We start from the raw sequence: 20,275 nt of genomic DNA, 5'->3' as shown, positions 1-20,275 counted from the left end.
TATAAAGAAGAGGCCTGTCTCGATGACAGACCTCTTCTCGTCCTTTAGGAGGCTTGAAGACTATATGAATTGTCTTTGAATATGTGGATCGTATAGAATCATCTGATCTATGTCATATCCGAGTTCACGCAATATTCATCGCTTGTATAGCAAGTTGAAAAGCTCGAATTCTTCGCTCGATTAAAGTATATTGGGGTGTGCCTGCCGCTATCTTCTCTTTCATTCCTTCAAGCGAAACAAGAAGGTTCTGGATCACTTGACGTGTTTCTATCATTTCCAGATTGCTGTATGGTTGGTCCCCTCTCTTCTGCCAGGTATATTCCAGCATATGCAGAGACACAGCCAGCGCATGAAGTCGTTTCTCTATAACAGACGTATTAGCACCTTTCCTGATCATATTGACCAGAGCACTCTGTGATTTGCGAATTGCAGATTGAAAGGCCTCAATGGATTGCAACTGCACAATCTCGGGTACAGGTTCGGGCACGGGCCATCCTCCTTTTTTATATCGTGATATGACACGTTTATACATGATGTTCAGCGTCTATTGGAATCCTATTATATACTTTGACCCCTTCGATGTTCAAAACAAAAAAGCCGCTTATCGCGACTTTTCGTTGATTCATAATTATAATAATAAATTTATAGTACTTTCTCCAGGAAACTAATCGTCCGTTCATTCTGCGGTTTACCAAAGATCTGCTCAGGATTGCCTTCCTCAACAATGTATCCGCCATCCATAAAAATAACCCGATCCGCAACTTCACGGGCAAAACCCATCTCATGCGTCACAATGATCATCGTCATTCCTTCCCGCGCAAGATCTTTCATAACGCCCAGCACTTCTCCAACCATCTCGGGGTCAAGAGCAGACGTAGGTTCATCGAACAACATTACATCCGGATTCATCGCGAGCGCCCGTGCAATGGCAACGCGCTGCTTCTGTCCGCCGGATAGTTGACTCGGGAAACTGTCTGCTTTGTCCGCAAGGCCAACACGATCAAGCAAGCGAATCGCTGTCTCTCTAGCTTGTGCTTCGTTCAATTTGCCGAGTTCCATTGGTGCAAACATAATATTTTTGAGCACACTGAAATGCGGAAACAGATTAAAGTGCTGGAACACCATTCCGATGTTCTCACGAGCCTTATTGATATTGGTTTCACTGCTGTTCAAGTCCTGATCATCAACGATAACATGACCTGCTGTGATGTCCTCCAAGCGATTGATGCAACGCAGAAATGTACTTTTCCCCGAACCGGAGGGACCAATTACACATACAACTTCTCCTTCATTTACTGCAACATCAATGCCTTTTAACACTTGATTTGAACCAAAACTTTTTTTCAATCCTTCTACTTTTATTTTACCCACGACGGATTTTCACCTCCATATAATCGGCAATTTTGGTCAGTGTAATAATAACGATTAAGTACATTACCGCAACGGTTAACCAAATGTCGAAAGAAGCAAACGTTCTAGCGATAATGATTTTACCCGACTGTGTAAGCTCAACTAGCCCGATTACGGATAAGATCGACGTATCCTTCAGCGTAATAACCATCTGGTTAATAAACGATGGAATCATCACACGAATGGCCTGTGGAACAACGATTTTCATCATCGCTTTACGGTATGGCAGACCCAGAGAGCGAGCTGCCTCCATCTGACCAGGATCAATCGACTGAATACCGCCACGAATGATCTCCGTTACATACGCTCCGGCATTCAAGCTGAGCGTCAGAATCGCCGCAAGAAACAGTGGCATCGTGAATCCGAACGCCTGAGGAATACCAAAGTATATGAAATATGCGAGAACCAACAGCGGTATGCCCCGGAAAAAATCTACGAAGACCGTAGCTATACCACGTAGAATTTTATTGCGTCCTACCTTCATGAAGGCAAAGATCATACCAATAATAAATGCAAAAAATAGAGACACCACTGTATACAGCAGTGTTTTACCTAATCCGTTAAGCAATGCTGGGAGAGACTTGATAATCAGTTCCATCCGTCCCAAACTTTCTGCGGACTCCGCACTTTCCCCCAGATATTTATCGCGGATATTCTGATATTCACCGCTTGCCTTGATGTTTGCTAGACCTGCATTAAACATTTGAAGTAGCTCCGAATTTTTGCCTTTACTTACAGCAAAGCCGTACGGTGCACCTTTTTCGGGGTCTGTAACAACCTTCAGTCCGTTGTTTTGATTCTCGCCATACTTCAATACCGGATAATCATCAAAACAAGCAACCGAGTTACCTGTTTTTACTTCATCATACATCTGTACGGAATCATCGAAAGGTACAATGGTAAAGCCGTACTTGGAAGCATTCGCCTCAGCAAAACGATATCCTTCGGTACCCGTTTTCACGGCTACCTTTTTACCACGAAGATCCTCGTAACTTTTGACTGAATCATTGTTAACACTGACGCCCATAACTACGCCTGATTCAAAATAAGTATCGGAAAAGTCGAATTTCGCCTTCCGTTCATTAGTAATGCTCATCCCTGCGATGACACCATCGACCTGATTGGCTTCGAGTGCCTGAACGGCTGCGTTAAAACCTAACGCTTTGATCTCATATTTGAAATTCTGATCCTTGGCGATGGCTGCCAAGATATCCATATCAATACCGACAAAATCACCGTTGATATCCTGGAACTCAAATGGTGCAAAGGTAACATCTGTACCAATGATATATGTTTTTTGTGTTTCAGATTTTGCTTGCACATCTCCTGCCCAACCCGCAAAGCCAGACACGAGAAGCAGCACCATCGTAAGTATAAGTAATGTAATCCTGTTGTTCTTCATATGTCCTCCTCGTCATGACGTCATGCCATACTTATGTTTCCAAACTTGCTACATGTATTATTCTCAGCTCTTCCTTAATCAATGCTCTTCCTACCCACCTTCATTATTTGTTTCCATGACATCAACAAGCTTATAAAATTCCTCTTATACTTACCCTGGAGTAGCGGCTCGCGAAACCTAAAATTTAAATTTGAAACTAAAAACGCAAAAAAAGCCGCAAAATGCGACTTTTTAGCTATCTGATGGATAAACATTAATTCTCAATTGATAAACATTAATTCTTAAGATCAATCAGCTATGTTTTGAAAACGATATCTATTCATTTAAATCGTGGGTTCAAGCTTTATTTCAACGTAATCTCAAAGACCGATCCTGCTTCACCAGCAAAGACAATGCTGCCTCGCTCTGGTAATACCATTGTCGTTTGACCACTGACTACGCTATGATTCAGACTGGCACCAGATGCATCATACACAACATATGAACCATCGGAGGGTAAGTTCACTTTCATTTCTTTCCCTCCAGCCGCAGCCGGAATCGAGAACCATTTGGCGTAACCATTCGACTGGATCGTCGTTTTTGATTGCTGACCTGCATAGATTGGTTTCACGATATCCTGGCTGGCATATACATTGCCTCCTTGTGAAACATACTCGACACCACTTTGCTTGAAAAAGGTGAATTCCATTGTGTCACGACCTGCTACACCCGGAATCTGCAATTGATTCAAAGCTTGATCCGCACCTGTGATAGCATTGGTATAAATAAAACCTGGCAACTCGCTCATCAACTGAATAGGGATCAGCGGCATTGCTGTATTATATAGAGTCGAGGTGTGTTTCTCATTTACGAGCACATACGCTTTACCTACACGTGCTTGCCATGCAGCTTTAGCTTCGTCCGACAATGGATTGGCTTGAAGCTTTTCAGCCTTATACTCCGAAGAAGCAATCTGCCCAAGTCCAGATGCCGATTGGTACGAACGTGTCCAAAGATACGTATTTCCGTTATTTTCCTTAACAAACTTCACTTTCTCCGTACCTGTTTCATTCACAAAAGAACCGTCAGCAATGTAGGTGTATGTCTGTTTGGGGCTATTGGTAGCCGCTAACATCGACATGATGAGTTGCCCATTCTCCTGCACATCCAGTTTCATCAACATGTTGGCTCCACCACCATAGATTCCCGAATGATTCATTTCTTCCTTCGGCATCTCTGCTTTTACAGGTACTCCATGTGACTTCTCCGCTTTACGCTCCGGAATCAGCTTCTTTTCTTCCAGGCTACTTAGCAACAACTCTGTTGCAATCAATTGATTCGTTGAACTTGAACCTCCCGAAGATGTAACAGCTGCAGCCATATTATACTCAGGAAGTACAATCAGAGAGGCATGATAGGCTATCGTATTACCACCTTTAGTCCATGCCTTGATGCCGTATTGATTGAATGGAAACAAGTTCACACTATCCCATCCCAATCCGTAAGCAATAGACGAATCGCCGTCCTCCGGCCACATTCCTCGTTTGTACTCTTCCTGTCCGGTAGCTTTCGCTGATTCTTTCGATAGAATACCATTCTTCTCATTCGTGAATACTTGTGACAGCTTCACCAAATCTTCGGCTGTGGAATAGATACCACCTGAAGCAATCATATTGGTAGTTTCCAAAGGCTGCCTTTCCTTCTTGGCGGAGTACGTCGTTGCCATTTGTTCCAAATCGAGCGGATCTTGTGGCGTCTTGGTATGATTCATGCCAAGAGGTGTTGTAATATGACGGTGCAAGAATTCCGTAAAACTCAACGCGCTGACTCGCTCTACGAGAATCTCTGCTAATGAAAACCCGTCATTGCTATACACCGAATAGGCGCCAGGATCAGCCTTCAGATGCTGTGAGGCTAGCTGTTCCAATAATGTATCATGTGCATGCGTATCTGGATCTTCAAATAAAATAGCACTGTTACTGGATGTGCCAAGCAATCCCGATGAATGATTTAACAGCATACGTACTGTAATCTGAGTATAACGTTTGTCCTTCATTTTAAATTCAGGAATATAGTTAACTAAAGGATCGTCCAATTTCACTTTGCCCTCATCAACTAACTTCATGACAGCGGTTGTGAGAAACATTTTACTTGTCGATCCTATGCCATACATGGTATTTGACGTGAGTGGCACACGATTCTCTGGGTCATTAATTCCTGTCTGTCCAGAGAGAACGATCTCTCCTCCATCGATAAGTGCGTACTGTACACTCGTGACACCGTAGGTTTCGGTCAGTGTTTTCGTTTTTGCCGTGACTGCTTTTTGAGTCAATCCGTAGTCTAGTTTACCTGGAAGCTCGGCTGCATATACAGCTGTTGGAGTTAACATCGCAAATGCCAAGGTCATGGCAACAATGGTCGTTCTTTTTTTTCGTCTCAAATTCATCTTCTCCTATCTGCTCTGTGGTTGTAGTAATAGTGCAGTTACCTAACGCAGTATAAAAGAAGAAAATGAACTGACCACGTCCTGAATATGAACTGGGGATGAACAGGAAAAAATATATTCATCGTGATTCATCATTGCAGCTTGAACCATTGTCATGATAATATTCCCTACAATGGAAGGCCCGAATTTTTATCATGTTCAAGTAATATGCAATCCATAATTTCAACAACAACGGAGTTGTTATGATGTTAAAAGTGAACCGAAATGATGACCGTCCGATCTGGCAGCAGCTGCTTGACCAGGCTATTCACAACATTACAACTGGGAACTGGCCTCCAGGTGAACTGCTGCTTCCGTCACGTGAGTTAGCCGGGCGAATCGGTGTTTCACGATCCACAATTCAGATCGTTTACGAAGAATTATTCAGCCGGGGTTATACAGTAACTTCACGTCGCGGTGGAACCAGAGTCAGTAGCTCGATCCAAGTGCTCCGTTCTTTAGAAGAGGAGCCGCAGTCCGGGCCTGTGCCTCCCGTACTGCCTTTAGTACACGAATCCATTGCCAAACTGCAGAGTTGGTTTGGAGATCATGATACAATGCAGGTGGACATTGATTTCAACCCGCACGAGCCTTACATCGATGAAACGTTCACGCAATCCTGGAGAAAATCATTTTTGCAAGTGTCCGCTGAGCCCAATCTTGATATTTGGTCTTATGGCGATGCCAGAGGCTTTCTGCCGTTACGCGAGCAGATTCAGCGTTATTTATCACTGGAACGAGGCATTCATATTGACGTTGATCAGATTTTGTTAACTTCAGGTGCACAGCACAGCATTGATTTGATTGCTCAGGCACTTCTGACTGAAGGAGACAGAGTATCTGTGGAGGACCCCGGTTTTCCTGCCGCTTGGACAACGATGCAATACAGACGAATGCAGGTGGATGCCGTACCCGTAGATGAGCACGGACTGTGTGTAGAACAGATTCACTCTCAAGCAAAGCTTGTATTTGTCACCCCTTCGCATCAATGCGCCGCTGGTGTTATTATGTCAGAGCCGCGCAGGCAGCAATTAATGACGTTGGCAGGACAACGAGGAATGTGGATCATTGAGGACGATTACGACAGTGAATTCAGATACCGTGGAGATCCGCTTCCAACCCTGTTCAGTCACCTGCCCCAGAATACGCTTTATATGATGAGCTTTTCCAAAATGATCGCACCAGGTATTCGGTTGTCCGCGATTATAGGCCCAAAAGCAGCCATGGATCGGCTTACACAGGTTCATGAATTGACCTATCGCCATCTTCCCATAATGGAGCAGCTAACGCTGAATCATTTTATTGAGCGGGGGCAATTTATGCGCCATATGAGAAGGGTTCGTAACATTTATCGCCGTAGACATGAGGTCATGACCAGAGCCATCCATTCTTCCGGTCTTAGTTCGCGTTTTAGATTAAGCGGAGTAGAAACGGGATTACATATGCTTCTTGAAGCAGATGCGTCATGTGATGAAGCAGCCATAACCTCTGCCGCACGCAGACAGGGTGTCTGTGTTTATCCGCTGAGTAGATACTGTCTGGAAAGTGATCGTAAGGGGTGGGTATTAGGTTTTGCAAAAGTAGATGAGGAACGAATCGAAGAAGGCATCTCCCGATTTGCCCGAACCGTATTATAATAATGGAATAGAGCCCGCCGGCAATGCAAAATCGCGAAGAAGATTGCAGACGGGCTGTATCTATTTATGAGGTGAACGATGTCCCTGCTTCGTACAGAGGAAATCGTGATGTAATCTCGCGCACACAACCTGATATGTGCTGCCTTACTGTAGTGTTCGCTGGATTTTTAAAAGCAAGTGCGATCAGCTCGGCAATTTCTTTCATCTCCCCGGCACCAAGTCCTCTGGTTGTCATAGCAGGAGTTCCAAACCGAATACCGCTTGTAACTAATGGACTTGCTGTATCATGAGGAATCGAATTTTTATTTGCTGTGATGCCTGCTTCATCCAGCATAATCTGAGCGTCTTTACCCGTAAGGCCAACGTTGCGCAGATCAACAAGAATGAGATGATTATCGGTCCCTCCAGAAACTAGAGAAAGCCCTTCATTTATTAGCGTGTCCGCCATTACTTTGGCATTATTAAGAACGTTTCTCATATAAACAGTGAAATCAGATTGCATTGCTTCCCCAAAAGCGACTGCTTTCCCCGCAATAATGTGCATAAATGGCCCACCCTGCGTTCCCGGAAAAACAGCTTTATCAATAGTCTGTGCCCAGGATTCTTTACACAAAATAGCACCTCCACGTGGACCTCGCAGCGTCTTGTGTGTCGTGGTTGATACAATATGTGCATGCGGTACAGGGTTAGGGTGTAATCCTGCTGCAACAATTCCCGCGATGTGTGCCATATCAACAAACAGCAAAGCCCCTACTTCAGAAGCAATTTGAGCAAAAAGCTCAAATTCAATGCGCCTCGGGTATGCACTTCCGCCTGCAACGATCATTCGTGGACGATGTTTGTGAGCCAGTTTTCGAACTTCGTCAAAGTCAATAAGACCTGTTTCTGGATCGACACCATAGGGAACAAAGTGATAAAATCTTCCTGAAAAATTAACAAGACTTCCATGTGTCAGATGACCTCCATGAGCAAGATTCATCCCAAGAATCGTATCCCCCATCTGGGCTGAGGCAAGATATACAGCCATATTCGCCTGTGAACCGGAATGCGGCTGCACATTCACATGTTCAGCACCAAATATTTGTTTCAGGCGATGATTAGCAATATCCTCTACCGTATCAACATGCTCGCAACCACCATAATATCTTCTGCCCGAATAACCCTCTGCATATTTGTTGGTTAATACGCTGGCCGTTGCCTCCATTACGGCTTGACTCACAAAATTCTCTGAAGCAATCAGTTCTATTGTATCCCGCTGTCTTGCAAGCTCGTTACGGGCTGCTGCTGCCACAGTTTTATCTTGATTCTCTATATGCTTTAACATCCTGATCATCATCCCTTCCTGGTTTCTTAACCATTCGTTCCAAGTTGTTTTTTGGCAAATTTATGATGAATTAGAAGATGCGCCATGACTCCAGCCACAAGTCCCCAAAATGCACCGCCGATACCAAACAAAGTTACATTAGCCGCTGTTGCTAAAAATGTAATTAATGCCGTCTCCCGTCCATTCGGGTCTGCCAGAGCGTTAGCCAGGCTGCCGCCGATCGTTCCAAGTAAAGCCAGCCCTGCTAAGGTGGCGATAAAAGCTGCTGGAAGAATTAAAAATAATGCCGCTAAGGTTACGCCAAAAATTCCGACAGTTATGTAGAAGACTCCGCAGGCAATGCCCGCAATATAACGCTTGGATGCATCTTCATGCGAATCTTTCCCTGTGCATATGGCTGCGGTAATGGCTGCCACGTTAAATGCATGTGAGCCGAATAGTGCAGCGATAAGTGAACCCAGTCCGGTTACCGTTAATATAGGGTTGGCACTCGTTCGAAAACCATCGTTGCGAAGAACCAGCATACCTGGCATGTACTGCCCCGTCAGCGTAATAATAAATAACGGCAGGGCCACACCGAGCAGCGCCTGAATTGAAAATTCGGGCGCTGTGAATACAGGCAAAGCGACCGTGAGCTGAATGGAGCTGAAATCGGTTTTCCCCATGATCACCAGGTAGATCAGGCCGAGAATCAATATACCAACGATTGCATAGCGAGATGTAAACCGTTTTAACACGATATAGGCGGTGAACAACAGAATCACAAGTACAGGTTCGACCTTGGCCCCTTCAAATGCCGAGATACCAAACTGAAGTAAAATGCCTGCAAGTAAACCAGAAGCGATCCCAGGCGGGATTAATCGGACGAACCGTTCGAACAAGCCAGACATGCCCAGAATGACAAAACCAACGGCAGATATCATATAAGCACCTACGGCTTCAGAATAAGGAGTTACAGCGAGCATAGAGACAAGGAAGGCTGCAGCTGGAGTAGACCATGCTGTAATGATAGGTTCTTTGAAGCGATAACTAAGCCAAATTCCTGTGATCCCGACCCCAATCGAAATGGACCATATCCAGGAAGCAGTCATTTCCGGGCTTAACCCTGCTGCTTTGGCCGCTTGAAACACAAGAATGAAGGTCCCTCCATAATTGACAATTACAGAAATTAAAGCAGCGGTCACTGGCGATATCAAATCGCGCCCGCTAATTCTATGAGATGTTTTTTCCAATGTAAACCCCTGCCCCTCAACTAATCTTCTATCTTTGTATGTTCGTTCCAGTAGTATTCATCGGGTACATAACGTGGGCCAAATACATTAGTTCCCACACGAACGATGGTCGCTCCCTCTTCAATCGCCATACTGAAATCACCAGACATGCCCATCGATAACATTTCCATTTCGACGCGTGGGATGTTTCTCTCCCTGATCTGTATGCTGAGCTGTTTCAACAACCGAAAACATTGACGGGTCTCATCCGTTGATGCATGCAGTTTCCCAATCGTCATTAGTCCTTTTACATGGAGTGTTTCAAAGAGAGATAATTGTTCAACAAGCTCCACTGCATCCTCTGGAGAAGCTCCGAATTTACTTTCCTCATAGGACGTATTAATTTGTACGAGAATGTCCATGGTCCGCTGTTCTTTTACAAGCTGATCATGTAAGACCTGCCCTAGCTTCAGACGATCCACCGAATGAATCAGTGTCACATACTTAACAACCTCCTTTACTTTATTCGTCTGCAGGTGTCCGATAAAATGCCATTCCACCGTTTTGGACTGCTCCAAAAGAGGATATTTATCTCGCAGTTCCTGCACCTTGTTTTCTCCAAACAGCTGTTCACCTGCCTGCACAGCGACCTGTAACTTCTCAAGCGGTACCGTTTTCGTGGCTAAAAGCAGCTTTACATCGTTAACATTTCGTCCAGAAGTCTTGCAAGCCAATGCCATTTGTTTTCTAACCATCTTCAAATTTTCTTCAACTGGATGATCCAAGCAAGGATCCCCCTTTCTAGTCACCATTTGAATGACAGTATAACAATCTATGGACTGAATATGTATATCCAAAGATATGATTTTTGTGCAGTCCAAAACGATGTAATACACAATTGAAGTAAGGTACGAGTCTGATTTCGAGTTCAATCAACTATGAAGACCACGATAAAAAATCCCGTTCCGGCTTTTTCAGCCAGAGCGGGATTCGTGTCTTACCTTTTAAATATTGAATTATTGATTCACATTATCTTTCGTTACCAGTTTCAATTCAGCCGGAATGGATTTCTCTACTTGTTCGCCGCTCAACACATCAAGTGCTGCTTGCAGTGCAAGCTGTCCAATCAACTGAGGTTGTTGAGCTACAGTTGCTGTCAGTTTACCATCCTGGATCGATTTAATGGCATCATCATTGCCGTCGAATCCAATAACAGGGATATCTTTACCTGAGCTTTGGATTGCTTCAATGGCACCCAGTGCCATCTCGTCATTATGGGCAAACACCGCTTGTACTTCCGGGTTTCCTTGCAACAAGTTCTCCATGACATTCAGACCTTTGGAACGGTCAAAATCAGCGGATTGTTTGGCAATGACATCGAGCTTCTGATCAGCAATCTCGTGAAATCCTTTACCGCGTTCCCTTGTTGCGGAAGCACCCGGTACACCTTCAAGCTCAATGACCTTAGCACCTTCGCCAAGCTGCTCCACGATATACGCCGCAGCCATCTGTCCACCCTTCGCATTATCGGAAGCTACGAGAGCAGCAACTTCACCTTTATCAGCAGAACGATCCAGCGTAATCACCGGAATGCCTACACTATTAGCGGATTGAACGGCTGTAGAGATTGCCGCAGAATCAGCCGGATTGATTAGCAAAGCATCAACACCTTGCTGGATCAAGTCGTCCACATCATTGGTCTGTTTCGCAGAATCGTTCTGCGCATCAACCACCACAACCTGTATGCCCTGTTTTTGTGCCTCTGCTACAACGCCATCTTTCAATGATACGAAAAACGGATTATTCAGTGTAGAGATCGACAAACCAATTTTTTTCTGCTCTTTGTTGCCGGAAGCACTCGGTTTGGCCCACCCTGGTGGTTCCAGTGAACATCCAGCGAGAACGGTGATGAGCATTATACTTACAAACGTTAATGTCCATTTTTTCATGTTGTCTTCTCTCCCTTAAGCTGTTTTCTTGCGGTCCAGCAGGACAGCGATAGCAATGACGACACCCTTAACAACCATCTGGTAGAAGGAGTTCACACCTAGCAAGTTCAGACCGTTATTCAGTACACCAATGATTAGCACACCAATCAATGTACCTACAATGCGTCCCCGACCGCCCGAAAGGCTTGTTCCACCTAATACTACGGCTGCGATGGCATCCAGCTCATACGAAGTACCTGCTGTCGGTTGAGCGGAATTCAGACGGGATGTCAGAATGGCACCAGCCAGCGCAGCCAGCATACCTGCAAGGGAGTAGATCATAATTTTGACACGGGATACTTTGATTCCCGAAATAATTGAAGCTTTTTCATTACCGCCGATGGCGTACGTTTTGCGGCCGAAGGCCGTTTTATGCAAAATGATCCACAGAATTACAAACGTAATCAGCATCGTAATTGCTGGAACCGGAATGCCGAACAGGTATCCACGTCCAAATAGTTGGAACAGCAGACTGTCACCCAGACCAGTGATTGGATTACCATTGGTATACACTAGCGTTAAACCTCTGAAAATGGTCATTGTTGCCAAGGTGGCGATAAATGGCGCCATGTTCCCCTTGGTAATCATGAGACCATTCACCATACCCATAACTCCTCCGAGTGCAACCCCAATAATGATCGACAGAATCGGATCTAGACCAGATAACATCATATTGGCTACAAAAGCACTAGATAGCGCGAGAATAGAACCAACCGATAGGTCAATACCACCAGTGAGAATAACAAACGTCATCCCAAACGCAATCAAGGCATTAATGGAAACCTGGCGCAGCAGGTTCAGAATATTAAGCGGTTCCAAGAAGCTGGGATTGAGAACTGAAACAATAGCAATCAGGATGATTAATCCGAGTAATGGTCCAAGTTTCTGAGTTATGCCTGACAAACGGAATCCGCTTCTGGCTGTTTTATTTTCCTGCATCGTTGTCATGTTACTGTCCCCCTGTAGCTAAAGTCATAATGTGTTCCTGGGTCGCTTCTTCTTTCGGCACTATGCCGGTAATGTGGCCTTCATGTACAACCGCAATACGGTCACTCATTCCAAGTACTTCAGGTAGTTCGGACGAAACCATAATAATCGCCACACCGCGGTCAGTCAGTTCATTCATGAGCTGATATATTTCTCGCTTCGCACCTACGTCCACACCTCGTGTGGGTTCGTCCAGAATGAGAACGCTTGGACCAATACCTACCCATTTGGCGATGACAACCTTCTGCTGGTTCCCCCCGGACAAGTTGCGAGCTGCTGTCTCGGAGGATTGGGTTTTGATCTGCAATCGTTTGATGAGCGTATCCACAAATTCCTGTTCTTTCGCATTCGAGATAAAACCTTTACTTGAGAAGCTGAACAGATTCGTCAGAGCCATATTTTCACGGATGGAAAAATCGAGCACCAGCCCTTCATCCTTCCGGTCTTCCGTGATAAAACCAATGCCGTGTTTCACCGCATCCGCTGGTTTATTAATATTTACTTTTTTACCACGGATCTTGACCTCTCCGCTGTCCAATCGATCCAAGCCAAAGATCGCTCTCATGATCTCTGTGCGTCCTGATCCCATCAGGCCCGAAAATCCGAGTACTTCACCGGCTTTTACATCAAAGCTGACATTTTCAAACCATCCCTTACGATTCGCTTCCCGTACTTCAAGTACGATTTCACCATACTTAGGATTGCGAGATGGATAACGCTCGGTGAGCTCGCGTCCAACCATCTTGCGAACTACTTCATCAAAGTTAGTTTCAGGGATTGCTTTGGTATCCACCGTTCGCCCATCTCGCATAATCGTAATGCGATCACAGATCGTGAATATCTCTTCCATGCGGTGCGAAATGTACACAATGGAGACACCGTTCTTCTGCAAAGAGCGAATGACACCGAATAATTTCTGAATCTCACGTTCGGTCAAAGCAGCAGTTGGCTCGTCCATGATAATGACTTTGGCATCGGTCATGAGCGCTTTGGCGATTTCAATCATCTGCTGCTGTCCGACAGAACATTCTCCTGCGGGACGTTCCAGCGGAATATCCACTGACAGTTTTGCGAACTGCTCACTGGCAAGCGCTTTCATTTGTTTCGTATTCAGCAAACCGATTGAAGAGGATATCTCCTTGCCAATGAACAGGTTATCCAGCACCGTCATCTCCGGCCAGACATTCAGTTCTTGGTGAATAAACGTAAGTCCAAGCTGCTCCGCTTCTTTCGGGCTATCAAAATACGTCTCCTTGCCGTCTATCTTAATCGTTCCCTGATCTCGTTGATGGAGACCAATCAGAATGTTCATCAGCGTTGATTTTCCAGCGCCATTCTCACCCATCAGGGCATGAACCTCGCCTTCTTTAAGTTCAAACTCCACACCGCTTAACACTTGGTTCGTACCAAACGCTTTATGGATGTTATGCATCTGAATGTGCATGGTGCAGCCTCCTTATTAACCGAAATGAACTCCCGATTGTAAAATACAATTGGCATACGGCGTAGACTCGCCTGTACGAATAACGGCCTTCACCTGTCGGGTTAAAGCTTTGAAATGTTCATGATTCTGACTGTCGTCGATGATCTCGGCAGCAAACTTCTCTTTCAAGTAAGCAAATGTCTGCGGATTGCCTTCATGAATCTCACTCGCTATGATCACTTTTTCGATGACCATATCTTCCGCAATAACGTCCAGCACTTCACTGAAGCTTGGTGTGCCGAACTTGAGTGCCAGATCAATCTTGACCACTCCATCGGGAACGGGCAAGCCCGCATCCGCAATAGCAATTTGATCTGTGTGACCGAGATCGGATAATAATTTAGAAATGTGACTGTTCAAGATGCCGTTTCTCTTCATTTGAAATTCCCCTTTACCTTTTTAACCTTTATCCCTTTATTACATCGAGCAGACTTCCTACTACTCTTTTTTAGAGATTCTTTTCGACTTCATCCCGTGTTGGCATGCCGCCTTGTGCACCAAACTTGGTTACGGACAACGACGCCGCCCGATTGGCAAAACGCACACTGTCCTGAATGGATTTGCCTTCAGCAAGAGCTACTGCAAATGCTGCATTAAACGTGTCACCAGCTCCCGTTGTATCTACAGCTTCGACTTTATAGGTTGGAACAAGCACCTCTTCCTTCCCGTCGAAATACCGGACCCCTTTACTACCTTCTGTAATAAACAGCTTGTTCGGATGTTGACGTAAAGCTTCCGCAGGCTTCATGCCATTGAACAGAATTTCAGCTTCATGCTCATTCGGAGTCATGTAAGATGCATTGTCAATTACTTCTTGCGGGACCGCTCTTGCTGGAGCAGGATTGAGTAACAGTGGCGTTTTGTATTTGGCACACAGCCGGCTGACATGTACAACTGTTTCTTCAGGAATCTCCTGCTGAATTAATACGATATCTGCATCACGAATCGCATCAGCTGCTTCATCCACATAAGCAGGCGTCACTTCACGATTGGCCGCTTCGACTACCACAATACTATTATCACCCTCAGCCAATATGATATGAGCCGTACCACTTTCGGAATGTGTAACCGGTTTCACATTGCTTGTATTTACACGATTGGACCTAAAGTTTTCTAAAATATCTGTGCCAAATGTATCGTCCCCCACTCGGCCGATCATTACGACTTCGGCTCCTAACCGAGCCGCTGCCACGGCCTGATTAGCACCTTTTCCACCAGGTACTGTTTTGAAGCTTTCGCCAAGGACGGTTTCTCCGGCGCCTGGTCTTCTGGAAGAGGTCACGACCAAATCCATTGAACTGCTGCCAATTACACATATGTTAGCCATTTATTCTCACCTTTCTTGTTGTTCCCCGTTCGACAAAGGATACGGGTAACTGAATATTCCTTTGATTTATGTTACTCTGCTCAACTAATTGAATAAGTAATCCTGCTGCTTCTCTCCCCATTTCATATGCTGGCTGATGAATGGTAGACAGTGCGGGTGATAATAATCCACTCATCGGAATATCGTCAAAGCCAATGACTTGTACGTCATGAGGAACACTTTTTCCAATCCGATAAGCTTCATGCAGTACTGCCATTGCCGCGATGTCATTGCTGGCTATCACGCCATCTGTATCTGGATATTTTCTGAACAGCTCTTCCGCCCATACACCCGCCTCATTAAAGGAAAATGAGGTTGTTTGAATGATCTCATAAGCCAGCCCAGCTTCACGGATAACTTCGATTGCACCTTCAAACCGGTCTTGTGCCGGCCGAATGTGAGACGGCCCTTGCATAACGGTAATACGTTTACTGCCACGTTCAATCATTTCCTTGGCAGCCAATCTGCCGCCTTCTCTGCCATCTGCATATACCGAAGGTCGATCCAGTGAAGTTCTGTCTAGAAATACGACAGGAATTTTCAGCTTTTCATATATTGAAGAGTGAGGATAGTTCGTGGAGGAGATCACACCCACCACGTTATTCTGGATAAACGTCTGAATGTAATCCTGCTCCTTCCGTTCATCCTCATCGCTATTTCCAAATATTAATCTATAGTCCTGCTCCTGCATCTGATCCTCTACACCTCGAGCGAGCTGAGGAAAATAGGGATTCGCAATGTCGGGCAACAATAGTCCAATCAGTTTTGACTTGCGTGTATAGAGTGATCGAGCTACTTCATTCGGAGAAAAGTGGAGTGCCTTCACTGCATCTTCAACTTTTTTGCGAGTGTCAGCATGCACATAACCCCTGTCATTTATCACTCTGGACACGGTAGCCACGGAAACACCGGCCAAATTCGCTACATCTTTAATCGTTGTCATTGATATGATCTCCTTATGTGTAACCGGTTACACACATAAATTATCATATTCTATTCCGTTTGACAAGTCATATTTAATTGGAAAATGTGGGAAGTCACTTAAACCTTTTTCTCAAACTACTGGCTCTGTCTGTAATAAGAAGAAGCCAATGCAATTTTTCTAAACACACAATTCATGAATTTTATGATATGGTCTATACAGACGTTATATTAGATCAGTACATATCGATGTGCAGAACAAGCGAGGAGAAGATTTAGCGTGATCGAAAGAAATAAACGGGTTCATAGTCACATTCCTAAGCCAGTATTGCAAACAGGAGCTATGAACCAAAAGGGAAAGACTGAACAACCGTCACGATGGAATGATCCATTGATCGTAATGTTGATTGCAGCGCTGTGTTGCCTGTTATGGGGTAGTGCTTACCCTTCCATCAAACTTGGATATATAGCTTTTAATATTCTACCCGAAGATATTGCTTCAAAATACGTTTTTGCCGGATATCGATTCAGCTTGGCCGGATTGTTGCTTTTGGCTTTATACAGGTTTGCTTTCAAACGTAAATTCAAACTGAGCGGACGTGAATGGGCCAGCTTGAGTGCACTTGGAATACTTCAAACGGGATTGCAATATATGTTTTTCTACGTAGGAGTAGCCAATACAACCGGTGTGAAAGGCTCTATCATGAATGCAACTACGACATTTTTCAGCGTTGTATTGGCGCATTTCATCTATAAAAATGATAAATTAAGCCCTAACAAAATCGTTGGTTGTGTGCTCGGTTTCATCGGTGTGATTATTGTAAACTTTCATACCGACTTGCTTACGTTCTCTTTCGCTTTGACAGGTGAAGGTTTTATCATTATTGCTGCACTGGTCTTCTCGATCACAGCTATATATGCAAAACGATTAACAGCTACGATCGATGTCATGATGATCACAGGTGTCAGTCTTCTCGTTGGCGGAATTGTACTGACCATACTGGGCTTATCACTTGGAGGAGAGGTTACCCATTTTACATGGGAATCCACATTGAATCTCGTATATCTAGCTTTATTGTCATCGGTCGCTTTCTGCTTATGGAATCTTTTACTGAAATACAACAAAGTAGGTAAAGTATCGGTCTATAACTTTTTAATACCGATCTTTGGTGCTTTCTTATCTGCATTGTTTCTTGGAGAAACGATATGGGAATTAAAGAACCTTGTAGCATTAGTATTCGTATCCATAGGTATATACTTGGTGAACCGAGTAAGTTCACTACAAAGAAAAAAAGCCGCGAATTAGCGGCTTTTTCTATGAATTCATCAGATCACATGTGAACACATGAATACAGAAGCATCCATCCTCAATTGATTTTGTTTAGGTTACAAACAAGAATACAGGGTATTCCGCAAACGCCGCTGCACATAGTGCTCCTGACTATTAAGTAGATGCTGTGCATACATCACGGTGAGTCTGGAATCCGGGTCTATAATAGCCATACATCCTGCTGCTCCGCTCCATCCAAATTCTCCAATTGGACTTAGTGATCCACTGCGCGCCTTGGAAATGTGTGTACGAACCCCAAGACCATATCCGTATCCATACATATGATCCCACGAGAAATCAGGACGTGTCATATCGTTCAGATGATCCGTTCTCATCAACTCGACGGAAGCACGAGATAAGATGCGCACGCCTTCGGGACTTGTACCATAACCAGTCAGCGCATTTAGAAATTTAGCGTAATCATCTACAGTAGACAACAAACCCGCCCCGCCACTTTCCAGTTCTGTACCCACTCGAAAACCGTTACCATCCATTCGTACGGCTTTCCCTTGTTCTTCATCAAAGAGATATTGAGGGATCAAGCGAGACTGCTGTTCATCGTTCAGATCAAAGGTTGTATCATGCATTCCGAGTGGATTAATTATCTCATCTTGCAAATAAGTACCGAATCGCTTCCCGCTTACGACTTCAACCAGCGCACCAAGTACATCATGGCACATACTGTAATTCCAGTGTGTGCCTGGCTCAAATAGGAGCGGTTCTTTTGCAATGGCACGAGCCAATTCTCTTGTTGGCAACGTTCCATTCGTGCTCTTGACGGCTTCCTTAATACTCGGTGCATTTATATCATAAGAAAAGCCTGCCGTCATCGTAAACAGATCTCGTATCGTTATCGGTTTTGCCGCTTTCTCATAATAAACTTCACCATTAGGAAGTGTTTTTTTCACCTGCATATCTTCATATTCAGGCAAATACTGAGACAATGGATCAAGTAATAATATGTCCCCCTTTTCAACTAGTTGTAGCGCTGCTACACAAGTCATAATCTTAGTCATAGAGTACAGATTAAAGATGGCGCCTTCTCGAATCGGTGTCTGCTCTTCTACATTTTCATATCCACTTCGATACTGGAAAACGATTTCATTTTGATGCATAACAAGTACTTCTGCCCATGGAATTCTCCATGAGGTTAATCGGTCAATGAGAGAAGCAACCGGTTTAAAGTCCATGTTTCCCCATCCTTTTTATATCGATTTTTATCCGTGTGCGCTATGGCACGAGTGAAATATACTTTTTTCCGTTTTACATATAATACTATACGGCCTTTTGAACCTGTTGACTAGCTTGATGAAGTTGATAAAAAATAAAAAAAGCTAATCCGTTGCCGGATCAGCTTGCAGTGAGGGTTAAACTGAATTCATGCTCTTTTATTCTCAACCGATTTCATTCGGTTTTGGTCATCCGTCACATGATCCTGACTAAATTCCTGGCCCGCCTCCATCTCACTATGACCGGATACAGCACGGGAGAAATTGGTGAACTGTCTTTTGTGTTCGTCTTGTTCATGCTTTTGCTTCAGTAGTTCCTGCGGATCCTGCTTCGTCATTACACTAACCTCCTCATTATAGATCATGTATTTCTTGATACTACATAAGTTTTCCATAAGCAAGCAGCACTTATGCACGGTCTCATTCTTCAACCAGAGAAAGGAAAAAGCGCTGACAAGAGATTATCTTATCAACGCTTTTATTAGTGGATATCCCTTTTCTTGAAGTTGCCGCCTCTTACTTCCGCCACATCGTAAACAACTACAAAAGCTGTCGGATCAATCTCGCTAATAATATCTTTAATTTTACTTTCTTCCAAACGGTTAATTATACATGTGATTTCCTTAAACTGCTCGTTGGAGTATCCTCCATACGCTTCGGTATACGTTGCACCACGTCCAAGACGATCACGAATGGTCTCCACCATAATCTCGGGTTGTGTCGTAATGATTTTAAATGTCTTAGATCCACTCAATCCTTCTTCAACAATATGTATCACTTTGGAAGCAATAAAATAGGCTAACCCTGACAATATCGCTCCTTGCAGACCAAATATGGTCGAAACGATGATAAATACAAACATATTCAAAAAGAGAATCAAATCACTCGTTCCGAAGGGTAGCTTACGAGATAACAACACGGCCAGCATATCGATCCCGTCCAATGCTCCACCGTTACGCAAAGCAAGACCCATACCAAAACCGATGATGATCCCGCCTACAACGGTAACCAGCAGCGTATCTCCTTTAATAATGGTCGGCACATGGTGCATCAGACTTGCGCTAATGGCGAGTGAGGTAATACCAATGATGGAGTAAAACGCAAAGCTTTTACCAATCTGCTTGTAACCAAGCCATACAAACGGGATGTTCAATAATCCGATCAGCAAGCCCAGCGGAAGACCGAACAGAGTTGAGCCTACGATACTCAGACCTGTAACCCCACCATCAGACACCTGATTTGGAATCAATATGGCATCCAGGCCATATGCTGTAATGAATCCTCCGATAATGATCAGCAAAACTTTGGAGAGGACTTTAAGTTGGTTTGACTTTTTCACTTTTTTTTGATGCATTCCATTTCCCCCTAGATAAGCGTTGAACAACATTAAAATGAACAAACATAAAATAGTCTATAACAAATATCACATATTTGGCAATAGAGTTTCTTTCTCAATAGCTGTTATTAGCTGTGCAAACCACCTACTCTATAGCATTATTCCTCAAAAGCAGTGAGATCTTACT

Annotated in this window: 18 protein-coding genes; 2 read left to right on the top strand and 16 right to left on the bottom strand. The window is 44.3% G+C overall.

Going from position 1 to position 20,275, the window contains the following annotated elements; genetic code table 11:
• Nucleotides 1-124: 124 nt before the first annotated feature.
• The 4 genes from PQG66_RS05710 to PQG66_RS05695 all read right to left on the bottom strand — a co-directional run bounded on the left by PQG66_RS05710 (nucleotide 125) and on the right by PQG66_RS05695 (nucleotide 5,237).
• Complete coding sequence (locus tag PQG66_RS05710) at nucleotides 125-487, bottom strand: hypothetical protein (protein ID WP_272036014.1); 363 nt, start codon at nucleotides 485-487, stop codon at nucleotides 125-127.
• A 155-nt stretch (nucleotides 488-642) separates the two neighbouring features.
• Nucleotides 643-1,371, bottom strand: coding sequence for an amino acid ABC transporter ATP-binding protein (locus PQG66_RS05705; RefSeq protein WP_272036012.1), 729 nt, complete (start codon nucleotides 1,369-1,371; stop codon nucleotides 643-645).
• Nucleotides 1,364-2,812 carry an amino acid ABC transporter substrate-binding protein/permease gene (locus PQG66_RS05700; protein ID WP_442955007.1) on the bottom strand — a complete coding sequence of 483 codons (1,449 nt, stop codon included), beginning with the start codon at nucleotides 2,810-2,812 and terminating at the stop codon, nucleotides 1,364-1,366. The genes PQG66_RS05705 and PQG66_RS05700 overlap by 8 nt, the downstream gene beginning before the upstream one ends.
• Nucleotides 2,813-3,155: 343 nt before the next feature.
• On the bottom strand, nucleotides 3,156-5,237 hold the full coding sequence (locus PQG66_RS05695) for a serine hydrolase domain-containing protein (RefSeq protein ID WP_272036010.1): 2,082 nt from the start codon (nucleotides 5,235-5,237) through the stop codon (nucleotides 3,156-3,158).
• A gap of 245 nt (nucleotides 5,238-5,482) precedes the next feature.
• Between PQG66_RS05695 and pdxR the strand changes: the two genes are divergently transcribed.
• On the top strand, nucleotides 5,483-6,913 hold the full coding sequence (pdxR, locus tag PQG66_RS05690) for a MocR-like pyridoxine biosynthesis transcription factor PdxR (protein ID WP_272036507.1): 1,431 nt from the start codon (nucleotides 5,483-5,485) through the stop codon (nucleotides 6,911-6,913).
• Nucleotides 6,914-6,977: 64 nt separating this feature from the next.
• Here pdxR and glyA read toward each other — a convergent pair whose 3' ends face one another.
• The 9 genes from glyA to PQG66_RS05645 form a co-directional block, all read right to left on the bottom strand.
• A complete protein-coding gene (glyA, locus tag PQG66_RS05685) occupies nucleotides 6,978-8,237 on the bottom strand; it encodes a serine hydroxymethyltransferase (protein WP_272036008.1) in 1,260 nt (419 codons plus the stop codon).
• A 26-nt stretch (nucleotides 8,238-8,263) separates the two neighbouring features.
• The gene (locus PQG66_RS05680) at nucleotides 8,264-9,469 is read right to left on the bottom strand and encodes a benzoate/H(+) symporter BenE family transporter (protein WP_272036006.1); all 1,206 of its coding nucleotides are present in this window, start codon (nucleotides 9,467-9,469) and stop codon (nucleotides 8,264-8,266) included.
• Between the two features lie 20 nt (nucleotides 9,470-9,489).
• Entirely contained in the window at nucleotides 9,490-10,233 is a 744-nt protein-coding gene (locus tag PQG66_RS05675) for a YggS family pyridoxal phosphate-dependent enzyme (protein ID WP_272036004.1), read from the bottom strand.
• Between the two features lie 231 nt (nucleotides 10,234-10,464).
• The gene (gene rbsB, locus PQG66_RS05670; protein ID WP_272036003.1) at nucleotides 10,465-11,397 is read right to left on the bottom strand and encodes a ribose ABC transporter substrate-binding protein RbsB; all 933 of its coding nucleotides are present in this window, start codon (nucleotides 11,395-11,397) and stop codon (nucleotides 10,465-10,467) included.
• 15 nt (nucleotides 11,398-11,412) lie between these two features.
• On the bottom strand, nucleotides 11,413-12,375 hold the full coding sequence (locus PQG66_RS05665) for an ABC transporter permease subunit (protein WP_442955037.1): 963 nt from the start codon (nucleotides 12,373-12,375) through the stop codon (nucleotides 11,413-11,415).
• Nucleotides 12,376-12,385: 10 nt separating this feature from the next.
• The gene (locus tag PQG66_RS05660; protein WP_272035999.1) at nucleotides 12,386-13,867 is read right to left on the bottom strand and encodes a sugar ABC transporter ATP-binding protein; all 1,482 of its coding nucleotides are present in this window, start codon (nucleotides 13,865-13,867) and stop codon (nucleotides 12,386-12,388) included.
• Nucleotides 13,868-13,882: 15 nt separating this feature from the next.
• Nucleotides 13,883-14,284 carry a D-ribose pyranase gene (rbsD, locus tag PQG66_RS05655; protein WP_272035997.1) on the bottom strand — a complete coding sequence of 134 codons (402 nt, stop codon included), beginning with the start codon at nucleotides 14,282-14,284 and terminating at the stop codon, nucleotides 13,883-13,885.
• A gap of 70 nt (nucleotides 14,285-14,354) precedes the next feature.
• A complete protein-coding gene (rbsK, locus tag PQG66_RS05650) occupies nucleotides 14,355-15,233 on the bottom strand; it encodes a ribokinase (RefSeq protein WP_272035995.1) in 879 nt (292 codons plus the stop codon).
• Nucleotides 15,226-16,215: a LacI family DNA-binding transcriptional regulator gene (locus tag PQG66_RS05645; RefSeq protein WP_272035993.1), complete on the bottom strand. Its 990-nt coding sequence runs from the start codon at nucleotides 16,213-16,215 to the stop codon at nucleotides 15,226-15,228. The genes rbsK and PQG66_RS05645 overlap by 8 nt, the downstream gene beginning before the upstream one ends.
• A 258-nt stretch (nucleotides 16,216-16,473) precedes the next feature.
• Between PQG66_RS05645 and PQG66_RS05640 the strand changes: the two genes are divergently transcribed.
• Entirely contained in the window at nucleotides 16,474-17,499 is a 1,026-nt protein-coding gene (locus tag PQG66_RS05640; RefSeq protein ID WP_272035992.1) for a DMT family transporter, read from the top strand.
• A gap of 80 nt (nucleotides 17,500-17,579) precedes the next feature.
• Here the strand turns inward: PQG66_RS05640 and PQG66_RS05635 are convergent, their stop codons facing one another.
• The 3 genes from PQG66_RS05635 to PQG66_RS05625 all read right to left on the bottom strand — a co-directional run bounded on the left by PQG66_RS05635 (nucleotide 17,580) and on the right by PQG66_RS05625 (nucleotide 20,106).
• Entirely contained in the window at nucleotides 17,580-18,713 is a 1,134-nt protein-coding gene (locus PQG66_RS05635; protein ID WP_272035990.1) for a serine hydrolase domain-containing protein, read from the bottom strand.
• A 188-nt stretch (nucleotides 18,714-18,901) separates the two neighbouring features.
• Nucleotides 18,902-19,090 carry a hypothetical protein gene (locus PQG66_RS05630; RefSeq protein WP_272035988.1) on the bottom strand — a complete coding sequence of 63 codons (189 nt, stop codon included), beginning with the start codon at nucleotides 19,088-19,090 and terminating at the stop codon, nucleotides 18,902-18,904.
• 143 nt (nucleotides 19,091-19,233) lie between these two features.
• Nucleotides 19,234-20,106, bottom strand: coding sequence for a YitT family protein (locus tag PQG66_RS05625; RefSeq protein ID WP_272035985.1), 873 nt, complete (start codon nucleotides 20,104-20,106; stop codon nucleotides 19,234-19,236).
• Between the last annotated feature and the right edge of the window lie 169 nt (nucleotides 20,107-20,275).

The organism is Paenibacillus sp. JJ-100 (genome assembly GCF_948329825.1).
GTDB lineage: Bacteria > Bacillota > Bacilli > Paenibacillales > Paenibacillaceae > Paenibacillus.
Note: the sequence above shows the minus strand (reverse complement) of the source record. Positions and strands in the feature narration are given on the sequence as shown.